The 14,128-nt window shown below is 66.7% G+C and carries 16 protein-coding genes; 12 read left to right on the forward strand and 4 right to left on the reverse strand.

The window, feature by feature from the left end:
* Positions 1-77: 77 nt before the first annotated feature.
* On the forward strand, positions 78-485 hold the full coding sequence (msrB, locus tag ATE70_RS21075; protein ID WP_058539530.1) for a peptide-methionine (R)-S-oxide reductase MsrB: 408 nt from the start codon (positions 78-80) through the stop codon (positions 483-485).
* Positions 486-540: 55 nt separating this feature from the next.
* The gene (locus tag ATE70_RS21080; RefSeq protein ID WP_058539531.1) at positions 541-2,745 is read left to right on the forward strand and encodes a transglycosylase domain-containing protein; all 2,205 of its coding nucleotides are present in this window, start codon (positions 541-543) and stop codon (positions 2,743-2,745) included.
* Between the two features lie 3 nt (positions 2,746-2,748).
* On the opposite strand, the gene ATE70_RS21085 is transcribed toward ATE70_RS21080, so the two are convergent.
* From ATE70_RS21085 to ATE70_RS21095, 3 genes are read right to left on the reverse strand one after another with little or no spacing between them, the layout of a single operon-like run.
* Complete coding sequence (locus ATE70_RS21085; protein ID WP_231732718.1) at positions 2,749-3,480, reverse strand: M48 family metallopeptidase; 732 nt, start codon at positions 3,478-3,480, stop codon at positions 2,749-2,751.
* Positions 3,461-3,901, reverse strand: a complete 441-nt coding sequence (locus ATE70_RS21090; protein ID WP_037515752.1) for a YcgN family cysteine cluster protein — start codon at positions 3,899-3,901, stop codon at positions 3,461-3,463. Before ATE70_RS21090 ends, ATE70_RS21085 begins: the two co-directional genes overlap by 20 nt.
* Entirely contained in the window at positions 3,901-4,545 is a 645-nt protein-coding gene (locus ATE70_RS21095; protein ID WP_156419788.1) for an SCO family protein, read from the reverse strand. The genes ATE70_RS21090 and ATE70_RS21095 overlap by 1 nt, the downstream gene beginning before the upstream one ends.
* A gap of 86 nt (positions 4,546-4,631) precedes the next feature.
* Here ATE70_RS21095 and ATE70_RS21100 point away from each other — a divergent pair, with 86 nt between their 5' ends.
* The 5 genes from ATE70_RS21100 to ATE70_RS21120 are packed head-to-tail and all read left to right on the forward strand — an operon-like array spanning position 4,632 to position 8,534.
* Positions 4,632-5,252 (forward strand): ankyrin repeat domain-containing protein, encoded by a 621-nt coding sequence (locus tag ATE70_RS21100; protein ID WP_058539592.1) that lies wholly within the window; start codon positions 4,632-4,634, stop codon positions 5,250-5,252.
* Between the two features lie 57 nt (positions 5,253-5,309).
* Positions 5,310-6,584, forward strand: coding sequence for a 3,4-dihydroxy-2-butanone-4-phosphate synthase (gene ribB, locus ATE70_RS21105; RefSeq protein WP_058539593.1), 1,275 nt, complete (start codon positions 5,310-5,312; stop codon positions 6,582-6,584).
* Positions 6,585-6,591: 7 nt separating this feature from the next.
* On the forward strand, positions 6,592-7,443 hold the full coding sequence (locus tag ATE70_RS21110) for an EamA family transporter (RefSeq protein ID WP_058539532.1): 852 nt from the start codon (positions 6,592-6,594) through the stop codon (positions 7,441-7,443).
* 10 nt (positions 7,444-7,453) lie between these two features.
* Positions 7,454-7,879 carry a 6,7-dimethyl-8-ribityllumazine synthase gene (gene ribH / locus ATE70_RS21115; protein WP_058539533.1) on the forward strand — a complete coding sequence of 142 codons (426 nt, stop codon included), beginning with the start codon at positions 7,454-7,456 and terminating at the stop codon, positions 7,877-7,879.
* A complete protein-coding gene (locus ATE70_RS21120; protein WP_058539534.1) occupies positions 7,872-8,534 on the forward strand; it encodes a hypothetical protein in 663 nt (220 codons plus the stop codon). The genes ribH and ATE70_RS21120 overlap by 8 nt, the downstream gene beginning before the upstream one ends.
* A gap of 36 nt (positions 8,535-8,570) precedes the next feature.
* Here the strand turns inward: ATE70_RS21120 and ATE70_RS21125 are convergent, their stop codons facing one another.
* Positions 8,571-9,656 (reverse strand): alkene reductase, encoded by a 1,086-nt coding sequence (locus tag ATE70_RS21125; protein ID WP_058539535.1) that lies wholly within the window; start codon positions 9,654-9,656, stop codon positions 8,571-8,573.
* 114 nt (positions 9,657-9,770) lie between these two features.
* Between ATE70_RS21125 and ATE70_RS21130 the strand changes: the two genes are divergently transcribed.
* Genes ATE70_RS21130 through ssb form a run of 5 tightly spaced genes read left to right on the forward strand, consistent with a single transcriptional unit; the run spans position 9,771 to position 14,122 of the window.
* Complete coding sequence (locus ATE70_RS21130) at positions 9,771-10,691, forward strand: DMT family transporter (RefSeq protein WP_231732719.1); 921 nt, start codon at positions 9,771-9,773, stop codon at positions 10,689-10,691.
* A 4-nt stretch (positions 10,692-10,695) separates the two neighbouring features.
* Positions 10,696-11,361: a COQ9 family protein gene (locus ATE70_RS21135; protein ID WP_058539536.1), complete on the forward strand. Its 666-nt coding sequence runs from the start codon at positions 10,696-10,698 to the stop codon at positions 11,359-11,361.
* Between the two features lie 54 nt (positions 11,362-11,415).
* Entirely contained in the window at positions 11,416-11,676 is a 261-nt protein-coding gene (locus ATE70_RS21140; RefSeq protein ID WP_058539537.1) for a FeoA family protein, read from the forward strand.
* Positions 11,673-13,535 (forward strand): ferrous iron transporter B, encoded by a 1,863-nt coding sequence (gene feoB, locus ATE70_RS21145; protein WP_058539538.1) that lies wholly within the window; start codon positions 11,673-11,675, stop codon positions 13,533-13,535. The genes ATE70_RS21140 and feoB overlap by 4 nt, the downstream gene beginning before the upstream one ends.
* Before the next feature lie 32 nt (positions 13,536-13,567).
* Positions 13,568-14,122: a single-stranded DNA-binding protein gene (ssb, locus tag ATE70_RS21150; protein WP_058539539.1), complete on the forward strand. Its 555-nt coding sequence runs from the start codon at positions 13,568-13,570 to the stop codon at positions 14,120-14,122.
* Positions 14,123-14,128 lie beyond the last annotated feature (6 nt).

Raw genomic sequence — 14,128 nt, forward strand, 5'->3', positions numbered from 1 at the left:
GCGATAGCGAGGCGCCGCGCCGATATTGAAGCCAACAGCGATGGTGCCCCAAACAGCCCGTCCGAAGGAGATCCTCCATGACCGACCCGAAAACCGAAAAGACGCTCGACCCGATGGCGCACCATGTGCTGCGCGAAGGCGGCACCGAGCGGGCGTTCACCGGCAAATATACCGACCACAAGGGCGACGGCATGTACCGCTGCGCCGGTTGCGGCGAACCCCTGTTCGACAGCCGCACCAAATTCGACAGCGGGTCGGGCTGGCCCAGCTATACCGCGCCCGCCGAGGGTGGCGCGGTCAAGGAGCTGACCGACACCAGCCATGGCATGGTCCGCACCGAAGTGCGCTGCGCCAAATGCGAAGGCCATCTCGGCCATGTCTTCCCCGACGGCCCCGGGCCGACCGGGCTGCGCTATTGCATCAACAGCGCGGCGCTTGACTTCGCGGACCGCTCGCCGGATGAGGCGCAGACCGGCGAAGGCTGAAACCTCCTTCCCGGACTGACGCATCAGGGGCGCAGTGAGGGAAGGAACACCGGCTTTGCGCCGTGAAAGACAGCAGGCTTCGTCGAATAAATCGTCATCGTCCAGCAAGCGCAGCGGCACGCCCGGCGGCGAGCCGTCAGGCTGGCGCGTGTGGCTGCGCCGCGCCTTTCGCTGGGGCCTCGGCCTCGCGGTCGTGGTCCTCGTCGCGCTGGGCGTTGCGGTCGGCATCGCGGTGCAGCGCATGCCGAGCTTTGAGGAGCTCAAGAAATCGCCGGCGGGGCAGACGATCCGCGTCCGCGCCGCCGACGGCACCGTCTTCCTGTCGCTCGGCCCCAATTATGGCCGCTGGCTGACCCTCAGGGAAACGCCGCAGGTGATGCAGGACGCGATGGTCGCGGTCGAGGACCGGCGCTTTCGCTATCACCCCGGCGTCGATCCGGTCGGCATGGCGCGCGCCGCCGCGTTCGCGGTACAGAATTACGGCACCGGCCGCCGCATGCAGGGCGCTTCGACGATCACCCAGCAGCTTGCGCGCAATATCTTCCTGTCGAACAGCTACACCTGGACGCGCAAGATGCGCGAAATGATCCTCGCGCTGGCGCTCGAATGGAAATTCTCGAAGGACGAGCTGCTCGAACTCTATCTCAACAAGGTCTATTTCGGCGGCGGCAGCTATGGCATCGACGCCGCGTCGAACAGCTTTTTCGGGCATAGCGCGACCGAAATGTCGCTGTCCGAGGCCGCCGTCGTCGCGGGCCTCGTCAAAGCGCCATCGCGCTATTCGCCGACCGCCGATGCGCAGGCGGCATTGGGCCGCGCCGGGGTCGTGCTCGACGTCATGGTCGACGCGGGCGTCATCACGCGCGCGCAGGCCGACAGCGCCGAGCCCGCCAATGTGCAGCTCGCCAAGGAAACCGGACAGAATAGCGCGCGCTATTTTAGCGACTGGGCGCTGCCGCAGCTCGACATGCTGATCGACGAGGGCAGCGAAGCGCTCGACGTCTATACCACCATCGATCTGGGCATGCAGCGCGCGGCGACCGCGTCGATCCAGGCGAACACGCCGAAGAATGTGCAGGGCGCGCTGGTATCGCTCGACCGCGACGGCGCGGTGCGCGCGATGGTCGGCGGCAGGGATTATGTGTCGTCGAACTATAACCGCGCGACGCAGGCGCTGCGCCAGCCCGGGTCGGCGTGGAAGCTGTTCGTCTATATGGCGGCGCTCGAGGCGGGCTATAAGGTCAACGACCCGGTCGTCGACGAGCCGGTGACGATCAACGGCTGGAGCCCACGCAACTCATCGGGGCGTTTTTCGGGCACGATGGACCTGCGCAGCGCCTTTGCCTATTCGGTCAATACGGTTGCGGCGAAGCTGGGCGATGAGGTCGGCTTTTCGGCGGTTGCCAATATGGCGCGCCGCTTTGGCATCACGACGCCGGTCAATACGCATCCCTCGATGGTGCTCGGCAGCGCCGAGGTGCGCGTGATCGACATGACCGCGGCCTTTGCCGCGGTGTCGCGCGGCGGCGTGTCGGTGCAGCCCTATGGCATCACCAAGGTGACGACCGCCGGCGGCGAGCTGCTCTATCAGCGCCCCGCCGAGCGCGGGACGACGCTGGTCGACCATTGGGTCGCGGCGGGCATCACCGACCTGCTGCAGACCGCGGTCAACACCGGCACCGGCAAGGCGGCGCAGATCGGCCGCCCCGTCGCGGGCAAGACCGGGACGACGTCGAGCAACAAGGACGGCTGGTTCCTCGGCTTTTCGAGCGGGATCACGACCGGCGTGTGGATGGGCCGCGACGATGCGAAGGCCGTCGGCGGACTGCAGGGCGGCCGCGCACCCGCGAAGGCTTTTGCCGATTATATGCGCGTCGCGGTCGCGCGGCGCCCGGTCGAGGCGTTCGACACCGAAGTCGTGCTTCCCGAATGGCAGCTCGAGGACGAGGGTGAAGCCTATATGGGCGAGCCGGGTCAGGAGGGCTTCGTCGACGAGAATGGCATGCCGATCGAGCTGCCCTATGACAGCCGCCCGCCCGAGGGCGCGGACCCGGCACCGCCGCCGACCGAGGATGGACCGGTGCTCGACCAGCAATGGATCGAGGAGCAGACCGGGCGGCGGCCGCCGGCCGAAAATGGCGGGACGCCCAAGAATGGCGGCCAGCCCAAGATCGTGACGGTGCCGAAAACCGCACCGCCGGTCGTCAAGACGCCCACGCTGCGATCGCAACCCCAGCCGCAACCGGACGATTTCGACTAGCGCTCAGACAGCGAAACGGTAGCGGTGGAGCGCGCGTCCTTCGCGGCGCAGCCAGCCGCGCGCCGCGGCGACATCGCCATCGTGCAGCTCGTCGACGAGCGCGTGGAAGGCCGCGCCATGGTCCATATGCCGAAGATGCGCGACCTCGTGCGCGACCGTGGCGCGGCGAACATGATCGGGCGCCATGACGAGCCGCCAGCTGTAGCGGAGGTCGCCATCATGCGTGCAGCTGCCCCAGCGGCTGCGCGGATCGCCGACCCCGACGCGGCCGACCGACAGGCCCGCAGCCGCGGCGATTTCGCGGCTTTCGCGCTCCATTAGACCCAGCGCCTGTCCCTTCAGCCAGCGTTCGATGCGCCGCCCGACGGTTTCCACCGGACCACCGACGTGCAAATTTTCACCGTCGAGACGGATCGCGCGCGGCGCGGTCGCGGTCCAGTCGATATGACGCTCGACACCAAAAACGGGCACCGAGGCGCCGGGACCGACGATCACCGGCAGCGCCGCCTTGCCGACCTGTTCGACGAGCCACGCCTGCTGTTCGCCGGCCCATTTCAATGCCGCGCGTTCGTTGGTGCGGCGCGGAACCGTTAGCCTGAGCTCGCCGCGCGCGCCGTCGAAAACGAGCCGGTAGCGGCGCGACTGGGCGTGCCGGACGACCCGTACCGGCCAGGCTTCGTCGCCGACCCAGATGTGCGGCCCCTCGGCCGCGGGGTCAAACGACGCGTTCGACAAGATGATTCTCGAGCGGCCCGGCCATATCCTCACCGACCGTCCATCCGACGATCGACTCGCCGGCGCGGTGCACCGCATCGCGGTCGCCGCAGACGAGATAATGCCAGTCGGGCAGCGGCTCGCCCTCGGCGCGCAGACGATAGGCGCAGGTCTGCGGCAGCCATTCGATGTCGGCGACCTTGCCCTTGGTCAGCGTCAGGCAATCGGGAACGTGGCGGCGGCGATGCTTGTAATCGCCGCAGCGCGCGGTTTTGAGGTCGAGCAGGCGGCACGCGACATTGGTCGGATAGATGCGGCCCGTATCCTCATCCTCAAGCTTGTGGAGGCAGCATTTGCCGCAGCCGTCGCACAGCGCTTCCCATTGCCCCGCGTCGAGAGTGGCAAGCGGCGCTTCCCAGAAGGGTTGCGCCTCGCGGGCCATTACTTGACCCACTTCGCCAGCTCGGCGGCGACCTTGTCGGGGGAGCCTTCGTCGACGTCGGACGATGGATCGTCGAGCGGCAGCAGCGCAACCGGTTTGCCATCGGGATCCATCAGAAAGGCGAGCTGGCTGTGCGCCATCAGATAGCGGTCGGGCGCCGAACCCTCGACCTTGTTGTACGTCACGACATAGGCTTTTGCGACCGCGGCAATCTGTTCGGGGGTGCCGGTGAGGCCGAGCAGGCGCGGATGATAGCGCGCGACGAAGGGCTTCAATGCCGCGGGCGTATCGCGCGCCGGATCGACGGTGATGAAGAGCGGCTGGACCTTCGCGCCGCGCGCGGCGTCGGCCTTTTCGAACTGCGACAGGCCGCGCATCAGCTTTTGCAGGTCGACCGGGCAGATGTCGGGGCAGAAGCTGTAGCCGAAATAGATCAGGCGATATTTGCCCGCAAAATCACTATCGCGGACGGTCTTGCCATCCTGGTCGGTGAGCGTGAAGGCGCCGCCGATGCGCGCACCTTCGAGCGGCGGTTTCGCGGGCGGCGCATCGCCGCCGCCGCTACAACCCGCGAGCGCGGCACCGAAAGCGATCATCAGGCTTGCGCGGACGAACCTTTGTCCCATATTTGCGATATTCATCATCTGGCCAGCCTTGATCGGCTAGCCTCGGAAAATCAACCTTTGTCGTCGCGTCAGCGGCGGACAAATTGCCCCAGGGGTCGCCGATCATGTTTCGCCGTGCGGAATTCCGCTTCGCCGCTTTCCTCGCCGCGCTGGTCGCCGCGACGGGTCTGTTGCTCAGCCCCGCGCAGGCGCAGTTCCGCGGCGGCTATGCCTTTTTGCAGGCGGTCGAAAACCGCGACGGGACCAAGGCGACCGAGGCACTGAAGGACGATCCGTCGTTCATCAACACGCGCAATCCCGACACCGGCCAAACCGCGCTGATCATCGTCACCAAACGCCGCGACATCAGCTGGCTGCGCTTCCTGCTCGCCAAGGACGCCGATCCCTCGATCGGCGATCGCCAGGGCGTAACCCCGCTGATGCACGCCGCACTAATCAATTTCACCGACGGCGCCGAAGAGCTGCTCAAGGAAAAGGCGCCCGTCGACCAGGCCAACCGGCGCGGCGAAACCGCGCTGATCCTGGCGGTGCAGTCGAAGAATGTCGGCATGGTGCGCCTGCTCGTCAAGCGCGGCGCCAACCCCGACAAGGCCGACCATGTCGCCGGCATGTCGGCGCGCGCCTATGCCAAGCGCGACGACCGCACGGGACAGATTGTCGCGCTGCTCGACGCCAAGCCCGATGGCCCGATCCGCGACCTCGGCCCGAAGTTCGGGCCCAATTGATCAATGTAATGTGATATCTGGATTGACAATCACATTATGATGTGAGACATGGCGATCATGTCTACACAGCTCATCGATCGCATCCGCGCCATCGTCGACGACGGGACCATGTCCCGTTCGGGTCTCGCCCGTGCCGCGGGCCTCCACGCCAACAGTTTGCGCGACCTCGATTCGCCCGGCTGGAACCCCACCGCCGAAACGCTGCGCAAGCTCGAAAACTGGCTCGCGAACGGCAGCGACCTGTCGCCGATGGCTACGCCAGAGGAAATCATCGCCGAGGCGCGCAACGGCCGCATGTTCATCCTCGTCGACGACGAGGATCGCGAGAATGAAGGCGACCTTGTCATCCCGGCGCAGATGGCAACCCCCGATGCGATCAACTTCATGGTCACTCACGGCCGCGGTCTCGTCTGCCTGACGCTGACCCGCGAGCGTGTCGACCAGCTCGGGCTCGAACTGATGAGCCGCAACAACGGCACGCGGCACGAAACCGCCTTCACCACCTCGATCGAGGCGCGCGAGGGGGTGACCACCGGCATTTCGGCGGGCGACCGTGCGCGCACCGTTTCGGTCGCGATCGACGCCGGCAAGACCCGCGACGACATCGTCACCCCGGGCCATATCTTCCCGCTGATCGCACGCGATGGCGGCGTGCTCGTGCGCGCCGGCCACACCGAGGCGGCGGTCGACATCAGCCGGCTGGCGGGGCTCAACCCCTCGGGCGTGATCTGCGAAATCATGAACGACGACGGCACGATGGCGCGGCTCGACGACCTCATCCCCTTTGCGCGCCGCCACGGGCTCAAGATCGGGACGATCGCCGACCTGATCGCCTATCGCCACCGCAACGACCGGCTGGTCGAATGCGTGTCCGACGACCCGTTCGAATCGGACTATGGTGGCGACTGGCGCCTCAAATCCTATCGCAACAAGATCGACGGCACGGTCAATCTCGTGCTCCAGAAGGGCGCGATCGACCCCGAGGGGGTGACGCTGGTGCGTATGCACCCGGTGTCGATCTTCGACGATATCATGGGCCGCCCCGGACCGAAGAAGCGCCGCCTGCAGCGTTCGATGGATGCGATCGGCGAAGCCGGCGCGGGTGTGATCGTGATGCTGATGCGTCCGCTTCCCGGGTCGGCCGAGGCCGATGCCCTCCCGGCGCCGACCGGCGGCATGGACCTGCGCACTTACGGGATCGGCGCGCAGATCCTCGCCGACCTTGGCGTCCATGCGATGGAACTGCTCACCCCCACCCACAGCAATATCGTCGGACTCGAAGGCTATGGCCTGTCGGTCGTCGGCGAACGCCCCATCCCCGGAGAGGCGTGATCGGGCATTGAGCCAGTCGCTGGGCATCGGCTTCGCGCTTGTCGCCGCACTGACCACCGCTTCCTCTCACGCCCTGTTAAAATCGGGCGAGGATCAAGCAGCGGTTCGCGCGCTGTGCGGCGCAACATGGGCTGGCGCCGCCGCCATTCCGCTGATGTTCACCGGCTTGCCCACTCCGGCTATGCTGCCGTGGCTTGGCGGAGCGGTCGCCCTGCACAGCGTCTATTCGCTGGTGTTGACGCGCTCCTATACGCTTAACGATTTTTCGGTAGCCTTTCCGATCGCGCGCGGAACGGCGCCGCTCATCGCAACGGTCGGCGGCGCATTGTTGTTCAGCGAAATTCCCGGTTTCGGGGAGATTGCCGGAGTCGCTGCGATCTGTGCCGGGATATTATCGCTATCAGCCGGCGGTCGTATCGGGACCGCCGGGCTTGTCGCCGCACTGACGGCAGGAACCCTGACCGCCGCCTATACGATCGTCGATGCGGGCGGAATGCGGGCGAGCGAGGGTATTCTGCCCTTTCTCTGCTGGTTCTTCTTCGCGACCGGGATAGCGCTGGTGATCCAGTTCCGGGCGTCGGCGGGACCCGCCGCCGCCAAGCGCATGCGGAACAATCTGCGGCTGGGCCTGGCGGCGGGCTCGCTCGCTATCGTCAGCTTCGGCTCGACGCTTGTCGCTCTGCGATACGCGCCCGTTGCCGTCGTCAGCGCGCTGCGCGAAACATGTATCCTGGTCAGCATAGTGATAGCGTGGATCGCCATGAAAGAGCGCATCACGCCGCACAGTCTGACGGCCGCCATCCTGATTGCCGCAGGGGCATTGCTTTTGCTGCTTTCGCATCTTCCCCCATCCACCTAAGGAGGCCGTCATGGCACATGTTCTGATCGTCGAAGCCCGCTTTTATTCTCACCTCAACGACATGCTGCTCGACGGCGTGCGCAGCGCGCTCGACGCCGAGGGGCACAGCCATGACACGGTGACCGTCCCCGGGGCATTGGAAGTGCCCGCGGCGATCTCGCTCGCCGCCGATAGCGGGCGCTACGACGCCTATGTCGCGCTCGGCGTCGTGATCCGCGGCGAGACCTATCATTTCGAGGTCGTGTCGAACGAAAGCGCGCGCGGCATCATGGCGTTGACGCTCGACGGGCTCGCGATCGGCAACGGCATCCTCACCGTCGAGAATGAGGAACAGGCGCTTGCGCGCGCCGACAAGACGCGCAAGGACAAGGGCGGCGAAGCGGCGAAGGCCGCGCTCGCCATGCTCGCGCTGAAGGAACAATTCGGCATTGGTTGATCGCCCGCCTCCCAGCCGTTTTTCCGTCGTCGAGCGCGGCGGTCGGCTGGTGGTGATCGACAGGGAAACCGGACAGACCCCGCTGAGCGCGGCCGAGCGCATGGATCTTCACGACCGCAAGATGGGGGTCGAGCCGATTCGGCCGGCGAAGACAAGCGCCGTCCCCGATATGTCCGCCGCGGCGCGCACCGAATCGGGGCTGAGCGCGCGGCCCGCGCCGGCGCAGCAGAAGGCGATGCCAGGGGCGAACAGCGGCAGGGACCGCGTGGCGGCGGCTGTCGCCGAGCGCAACAAGCGGCCATGGAAGAATCCGCAGCCGAATGACCGGCCCGCGCTGAAATCCAACCCCGAGCCCGCGCAGATCGCGAGCCGTCCGGCGCCACAAGCCGGAAGCACCCGCAAGACGATTGTTACGGGCAAATGGTGGGACGCCAAAGGACCGCGCACGATCGAACTGGGGCCCAAGGGTCAGCAGGCATTGAGTAACGGCTTCGCCACGCTGTTCGTCGCGCTCGTTATCGCGGCAATCGTCGTGGGCTTCATCGAGCCATTGCTACTCTTCGCCGGCGCGTTCGTGCTGTTCCGCTTCGGCGGCAATGTTCTCGGGCCGATCGGCGCCGGGATCGTCGACAAGGCGATTGCCGAAAAGGGATGATCCGGACGGCACCGAGCCGCCCGGGCCATGGACATCTTACGCCGTTTGCAGCGCAGGATAGTCGGTGTAGCCGACCGGCCCCGGCGAATACCAGGTCTGCGGATTGTCGGCGGCCCATTCAGCGCCGTTCCGGATGCGCTCGACCAGATCGGGGTTGCCGATAAAGGGGCGGCCGAACGCGACCGCGTCGGCGGTGCCGCTCGCCAGCGCGGCCTCGGCCAGCGCGACGTCATAGTCGCTGTTGAGGATCAGCGGTCCCTTGAACGCGGCGCGGATCGACGGCGACTGCTTCGGAACGTCGGTGCGCCCGAAGGTGCCGTCGGGACCGGGTTCGCGCAGTTCGAGGAAGGCAATGCCGAGTGCGTCGAGCGCCGCCGCTGCGATCGGGAACAGCCGTTCGGGGGCGCTGTCGTCGACGCCTTGTGTGTCGCCATTGGGCGACAGGCGCACGCCCACGCGGTCGGCACCCCAGACCGAGATCAGCGCCTCGGTGACTTCGCGGAGCAAACGGATGCGATTCTCGATCGGGCCGCCATAATCATCGTCGCGCAGGTTGCTGCCGTCGCGCAGGAACTGGTCGATCAGATAGCCGTTCGCGCCGTGGAGCTGGACGCCGTCGAAGCCGGCGCGCTTCGCATTTTCGGCGGCCTTGACATAATCGGCGATCACGCGCGGGATTTCGGCGAGTTCGAGCGGGCGCGCAACCTCATATTCCATCCGGCCGACGGGGGTGTGCGCCTTGCCCGGCGCCTGCGTCGCCGACGCCGAAACCGGCGGCTTGCCGTCGTTGAACACCGAATGGACGACGCGGCCCATGTGCCAGAGCTGCGCGACGATGCGCCCGCCCGCTTCATGCACGGCGTCGGTCACCGGCTTCCAGCCTTCGACCTGCGCGTCGGTCCACAGGCCCGGCGCGCTCGGCCAGCCGAGACCCTCTTGCGAAATGCCGGTGGCTTCGGAAATGATCAGCCCCGCCGACGCGCGCTGGCGATAATAGTCGCGCGCAAGTTCGTTCGGCACGAAACCCGGCCCGGCGCGGCCGCGCGTCAGCGGCGCCATGATGATGCGGTTCGGCGCTTCGATGGCGCCCAATTTGATCGGATCGAACAGGGATAGAGTCATCTTTCCTCCACGTCGCACTTTTTTCATGGGCGACCCCACTGGTCGCCGCTATGGCCCGCGAAGCTATGGACGCCGCGGCGCCGGCACAATGGTAAGTATCAAAAGAAAATCTAAATGACAGCGAAGATGGACAGCATCGACAGCGAATCGGTCGCCGGCGTTGGAGCCGGACGCTGGGCCTTTGCCGCGCTGCTCGGCGGCAATATCGCGCTGTCGCTCGGCGCGATGCTCGTGCGGATGGCCGAAGCCGACGGCGTGGGCCCCACCGCCTCGGCCTTCTGGCGGATGACGCTCGCGCTGCCGCTGCTGCTGATCTTCGCATGGCGCGAAACGGGCGGACGGATGCCGCCGCGCCCCGCGCTGCTGATCGCCGCGGCGGCGGGCATCTTCTTCGCGCTCGACCTCGCCGCCTGGCACCTCGGCATCCTGCAGACGAAAGTCGCCAACGCGACCCTGTTCGGCAATTGCGCCAGCCTGCTGCTCGTCCTCTGGACGATCTTCCTGACCCGCGAAATGCCGCGCGGCTGGCAGGCGGCGGCAATCCTGCTCGCCTTCGCCGGATCGGCGCTGTTGATGGGGCAGAGTTACGAACTGTCACCCGACTATCTCGTCGGTGACCTGCTCAGCCTGCTCGCGGGGGTGCTCTATACGGTCTATGTCATCCTGATGCAGCGGGTGCGCGATACGCTCGCACCGTGGTCTGCGCTCGCCATCGCCTCGGCGGTCTGCGTTCCCATCCTGCTCGGCACCGCGCTTGCGCTCGGCGAAACGGTGATGCCGCATAACTGGACCCCGCTGATCCTGCTCGCATTGGTAAGCCAGGTTATCGGGCAGGGGCTGATGATCTGGTCGCTGCCGCGCTTCTCGCCGCTGGTGATCGGGCTGACGCTGCTGATCCAGCCCGCCTTCGCCGCGCTCACCGGCTGGATCGGGTTCGGCGAGACGCTGTCGGCGATCGACATTTTCGGCGGGATGATGGTCGGCGCGGCGCTGGTGCTGATCCGGTTGCCGAACCGCGCGGCGCGGCCTATCTGAAGCTATGGCTTCGATCTTTCCCGCCGACCCGACCCTCGACGAGATTCGCGCCGCGCTGGCGCCGCTGATTGCGGCATCGGCGGCGTTCGACGGTTTTGGCGACGCCGCGCTCGCCGATGCCGCGGCGCGCGTCGGCATCGACACCGATGTCGCACGCCTCGCCTTTCCCGGCGGCGGCCGCGACATGGTCGACGCCTGGTTCGCCGATATCGACGCGGCGATGGAAGCGCGCTGGCCCGCCGAGAAGCTCGCGACGCTGAAGATTCGCGAGCGCATCACCACTCTCGTCGAGACGCGTATCGATCTGCTCGCGCCGCATCGCGAATCGCTGCGCCGCGCACTGGCGCTGCTCGCGCTGCCGACCAATGCACCGCACGCCGCCAAGCTCGGCTGGCGCGCCGCCGACCATATGTGGCGGCTCGCGGGCGACACCGCGACCGACTATAATCACTATAGCAAGCGCGCGATCCTTGGCGCCGTCTATGGTTCGACGATGGCGGTGTTCCTGAGCGACGAAAGCGAGGATCTGGCCGATACGCGCGCCTTCCTCGCACGCCGTATCGACCAGGTGATGCGTTTCGAAAGCTGGAAGCACCGCCGCGCCGCGCGCAGCATCGAACGGCCGAGCCTCGCGCGCTTCGTCGGGCGGCTGCGTTACCCGGGGCGGTGACGCGTTTCGATAAAGGACTGGCGCTCGGCGATTGTTATTGATAATCGCTCGCAAATGACTGCTTTGCTCGAAAATGTGCTGGATCGTGCGCCGCTGGGTGTTGCGGTGCGGATCGCCCGCATCGATTGGACTGCGATGTCCGAGGACGAGGGGCGCCGCCTGCGCGAATTCGGCCTGATGGAAGGATGCGAAGTCACCCCGCTCCACCGCGGCAGCATCTTCTCGCGCGATCCGCTCGCGCTCATCGTCGGACGCATGAAGGTGATCATCCGCGCGCGGCAGGCTGCGGCGATCGAAATCGAGCCCGTCGCATGACCGGCGCGATTCCCTCGATCGCGCTCGTCGGCAATCCCAACGCCGGCAAGTCGAGCCTGTTCAACGCGCTGACCGGCGCGCGGCAAAAAATCGCCAACTACCCCGGCGTCACCGTCGAGCGAAAGGCGGGGCACGCGAGCTTTGCCGACGGCCGCCCGATCTCGCTGATCGACCTGCCCGGCACGTACAGCCTGACCCCCGCGAGCCTTGACGAAGCCGTCACCCGCGACGTCGTGCTCGGCAGGCAGGACGGCGAGAAGCGCCCCGACGCGCTGATCGTCGTGCTCGACGCAGCGAACCTCGACAATCATCTCAGCTTCGCGCTCGAGTTGCTCGCGCTGAACCTGCCCACCGTCGTCGCGCTCAACATGGTCGACCTCGCGACCCGCGACGGGCTGACGCTCGACGCCGAACGCCTGTCGAAGGAGCTGGGCGTCCCGGTCGTCCCCACCGTCGCGGTGCGCAAGCGCGGGATGGCCGAACTGCTCGCCGCCGTCGATGGCGCGATCCGGTCGCACAGCGCGGGCGAAGTCGCCGTGCCCGCCAAAGCCAATGACGCGTCGCTCCACCAGCGCGCCCGCACGCTCGCGCGCGCCGCGATCCTCAGCGAAACGCCGGTGCGCCGCTGGACACAGCGCGTCGACAATGTCGTGCTGCATCCGGTCGCCGGGATGATCATCCTGCTCGCGCTGATGTTCGTGATGTTCCAGGCGGTCTATGCCGCCGCCGAGGCCCCTGCGGACTTCCTCGAAGGCGGGATCGGCGTGGTTCAGCAATGGGTCGTCGCGACCTTCCCCGACAATTTCCTGCGCGGGCTGGTCGTCGAAGGCCTGCTCGCCGGCGTCGGCGCGGTCGTCGTCTTCCTGCCGCAGATCCTGATCCTCTTCCTCTTCATCCTGCTTTTGGAAGCATCGGGCTATATGACGCGCGCCGCCTTCCTGATGGACGGGCTGATGGGCAAGGTCGGATTGTCGGGGCGCGGTTTCATCCCGCTGCTGTCGAGTTTCGCCTGCGCGGTCCCCGGCATCATGGCGACGCGCGCGATCCCCGACGAAAAGGACCGGCTGACGACGATATTGATCGCGCCGCTGATGACCTGTTCGGCGCGGCTTCCCGTCTATGCGCTGATCATCGCCGCCTTCATCCCCAACACCAATGTCGGCGGATCGCCGGTGGGGCTGCAGGGGTTGGTGCTCTTCGGTCTCTATCTGTCGGGGATCGTCGGCGCGCTCGTCGTCGCCTATGTCCTGCGCCGCACGGTGGCAAAGGGTGCGGGCGCCGGCTTTATGATGGAAATGCCGCGATACCAGATGCCGCGCTGGCGCGACATCGCGATCGGCCTGTGGCAGCGCGCGTGGATCTTCCTCCGCCGCGCGGGCACGATCATCGCGATGACCACCGTCATACTGTGGCTGTTGCTTACCTTCCCGCAGGCACCCGAGGGCGAAAGCCAGGTCGAATATAGTGTCGCCGGGCGCATCGCGAGCGGGCTGGAGGTCGTCGTCAAGCCGATCGGCTTCAACCATGATATCGCGCTCGCGCTGATCCCCGCAATGGCGGCGCGCGAGGTCGCGGTGTCGGCGATGGCGACCGCCAACGCGATCGACGCCAGCGGCGACGAAGAGGCGATGGCGCAGTCGCTGGGCGAACGATTGCAGGGCAAGTGGAGCCTCGCGACCGCACTCGCCTTCCTCGCCTGGTTCGTCTTTGCGCCGCAGTGCATTTCAACGATCGCGATCACCCGCCGCGAGACCAATGGGTGGAAATGGCCCATGTTCATGGTTGGCTATTTGTTCCTGCTCGCCTATGCCGCTGCCGGAATCACTTACTGGACAGCCGTCGCCTTTGGACTAGGCTGATCCTCCACATTTTCTAGCGGAGCGGAGCGGCAATGGCTGGCAGCGTCAACAAGGTAATTTTGATCGGCAACCTCGGTGCCGACCCGGAAATCAAGTCGTTCCAGAACGGCGGCAAGGTCGCGAATCTCCGCATCGCGACGTCCGAGCAGTGGAAGGACCGGATGACCGGCGAGCGCAAGGAGCGCACCGAGTGGCACCAGGTCGTGATCAACGGCGAAGGGCTGATCGGCGTCGTCGAGCGTTATCTGAAAAAAGGCTCGAAGGTTTACATCGAAGGCTCGCTGCGCACCCGCAAATGGCAGGACCGCGACGGCAACGACAAATATACGACCGAGATCGTGATCGCCGGCATGGGCGGCACGCTGACCATGCTCGACGGTGCGCCGGGCGGCGGTGGCTCGCGTGGCGGCAGCGGCGGCGGTGACGAATGGAGCGGCGGATCGTCGGGCGGTGGCTCGGGCGGCGGCTGGAACCAGGGCGGCGGCGGTTCGTCGGGCGGATCGTCCGGCGGCGGCTTTGGCGGCGGTTCGAGCGGCGGCGGACGCCCGCCGTTCGACGACGATCTGGACGACGACGTTCCGTTCTGAGGACGG

Origin of the sequence: Sphingopyxis sp. H053 (assembly GCF_001468225.1) — a bacterium.
Lineage (GTDB): Bacteria > Pseudomonadota > Alphaproteobacteria > Sphingomonadales > Sphingomonadaceae > Sphingopyxis.

Excerpts from the sequence above, each read along its gene's own strand:
- ssb (WP_058539539.1), top strand. The coding sequence starts at position 13,568 with ATGGCTGGCAGCGTCAACAAGGTAATTTTGATCGGCAACCTCGGTGCC.
- ATE70_RS21140 (WP_058539537.1), top strand. The coding sequence starts at position 11,416 with ATGACTGCTTTGCTCGAAAATGTGCTGGATCGTGCGCCGCTGGGTGTT.
- ATE70_RS21135 (WP_058539536.1), top strand. The coding sequence starts at position 10,696 with ATGGCTTCGATCTTTCCCGCCGACCCGACCCTCGACGAGATTCGCGCC.
- feoB (WP_058539538.1), top strand. The coding sequence starts at position 11,673 with ATGACCGGCGCGATTCCCTCGATCGCGCTCGTCGGCAATCCCAACGCC.
- ATE70_RS21125 (WP_058539535.1), bottom strand. The coding sequence starts at position 9,656 with ATGACTCTATCCCTGTTCGATCCGATCAAATTGGGCGCCATCGAAGCG.
- ribB (WP_058539593.1), top strand. The coding sequence starts at position 5,310 with ATGTCTACACAGCTCATCGATCGCATCCGCGCCATCGTCGACGACGGG.
- ATE70_RS21130 (WP_231732719.1), top strand. The coding sequence starts at position 9,771 with ATGACAGCGAAGATGGACAGCATCGACAGCGAATCGGTCGCCGGCGTT.
- ATE70_RS21100 (WP_058539592.1), top strand. The coding sequence starts at position 4,632 with ATGTTTCGCCGTGCGGAATTCCGCTTCGCCGCTTTCCTCGCCGCGCTG.
- msrB (WP_058539530.1), top strand. The coding sequence starts at position 78 with ATGACCGACCCGAAAACCGAAAAGACGCTCGACCCGATGGCGCACCAT.
- ribH (WP_058539533.1), top strand. The coding sequence starts at position 7,454 with ATGGCACATGTTCTGATCGTCGAAGCCCGCTTTTATTCTCACCTCAAC.
- ATE70_RS21090 (WP_037515752.1), bottom strand. The coding sequence starts at position 3,901 with ATGGCCCGCGAGGCGCAACCCTTCTGGGAAGCGCCGCTTGCCACTCTC.
- ATE70_RS21095 (WP_156419788.1), bottom strand. The coding sequence starts at position 4,545 with ATGATGAATATCGCAAATATGGGACAAAGGTTCGTCCGCGCAAGCCTG.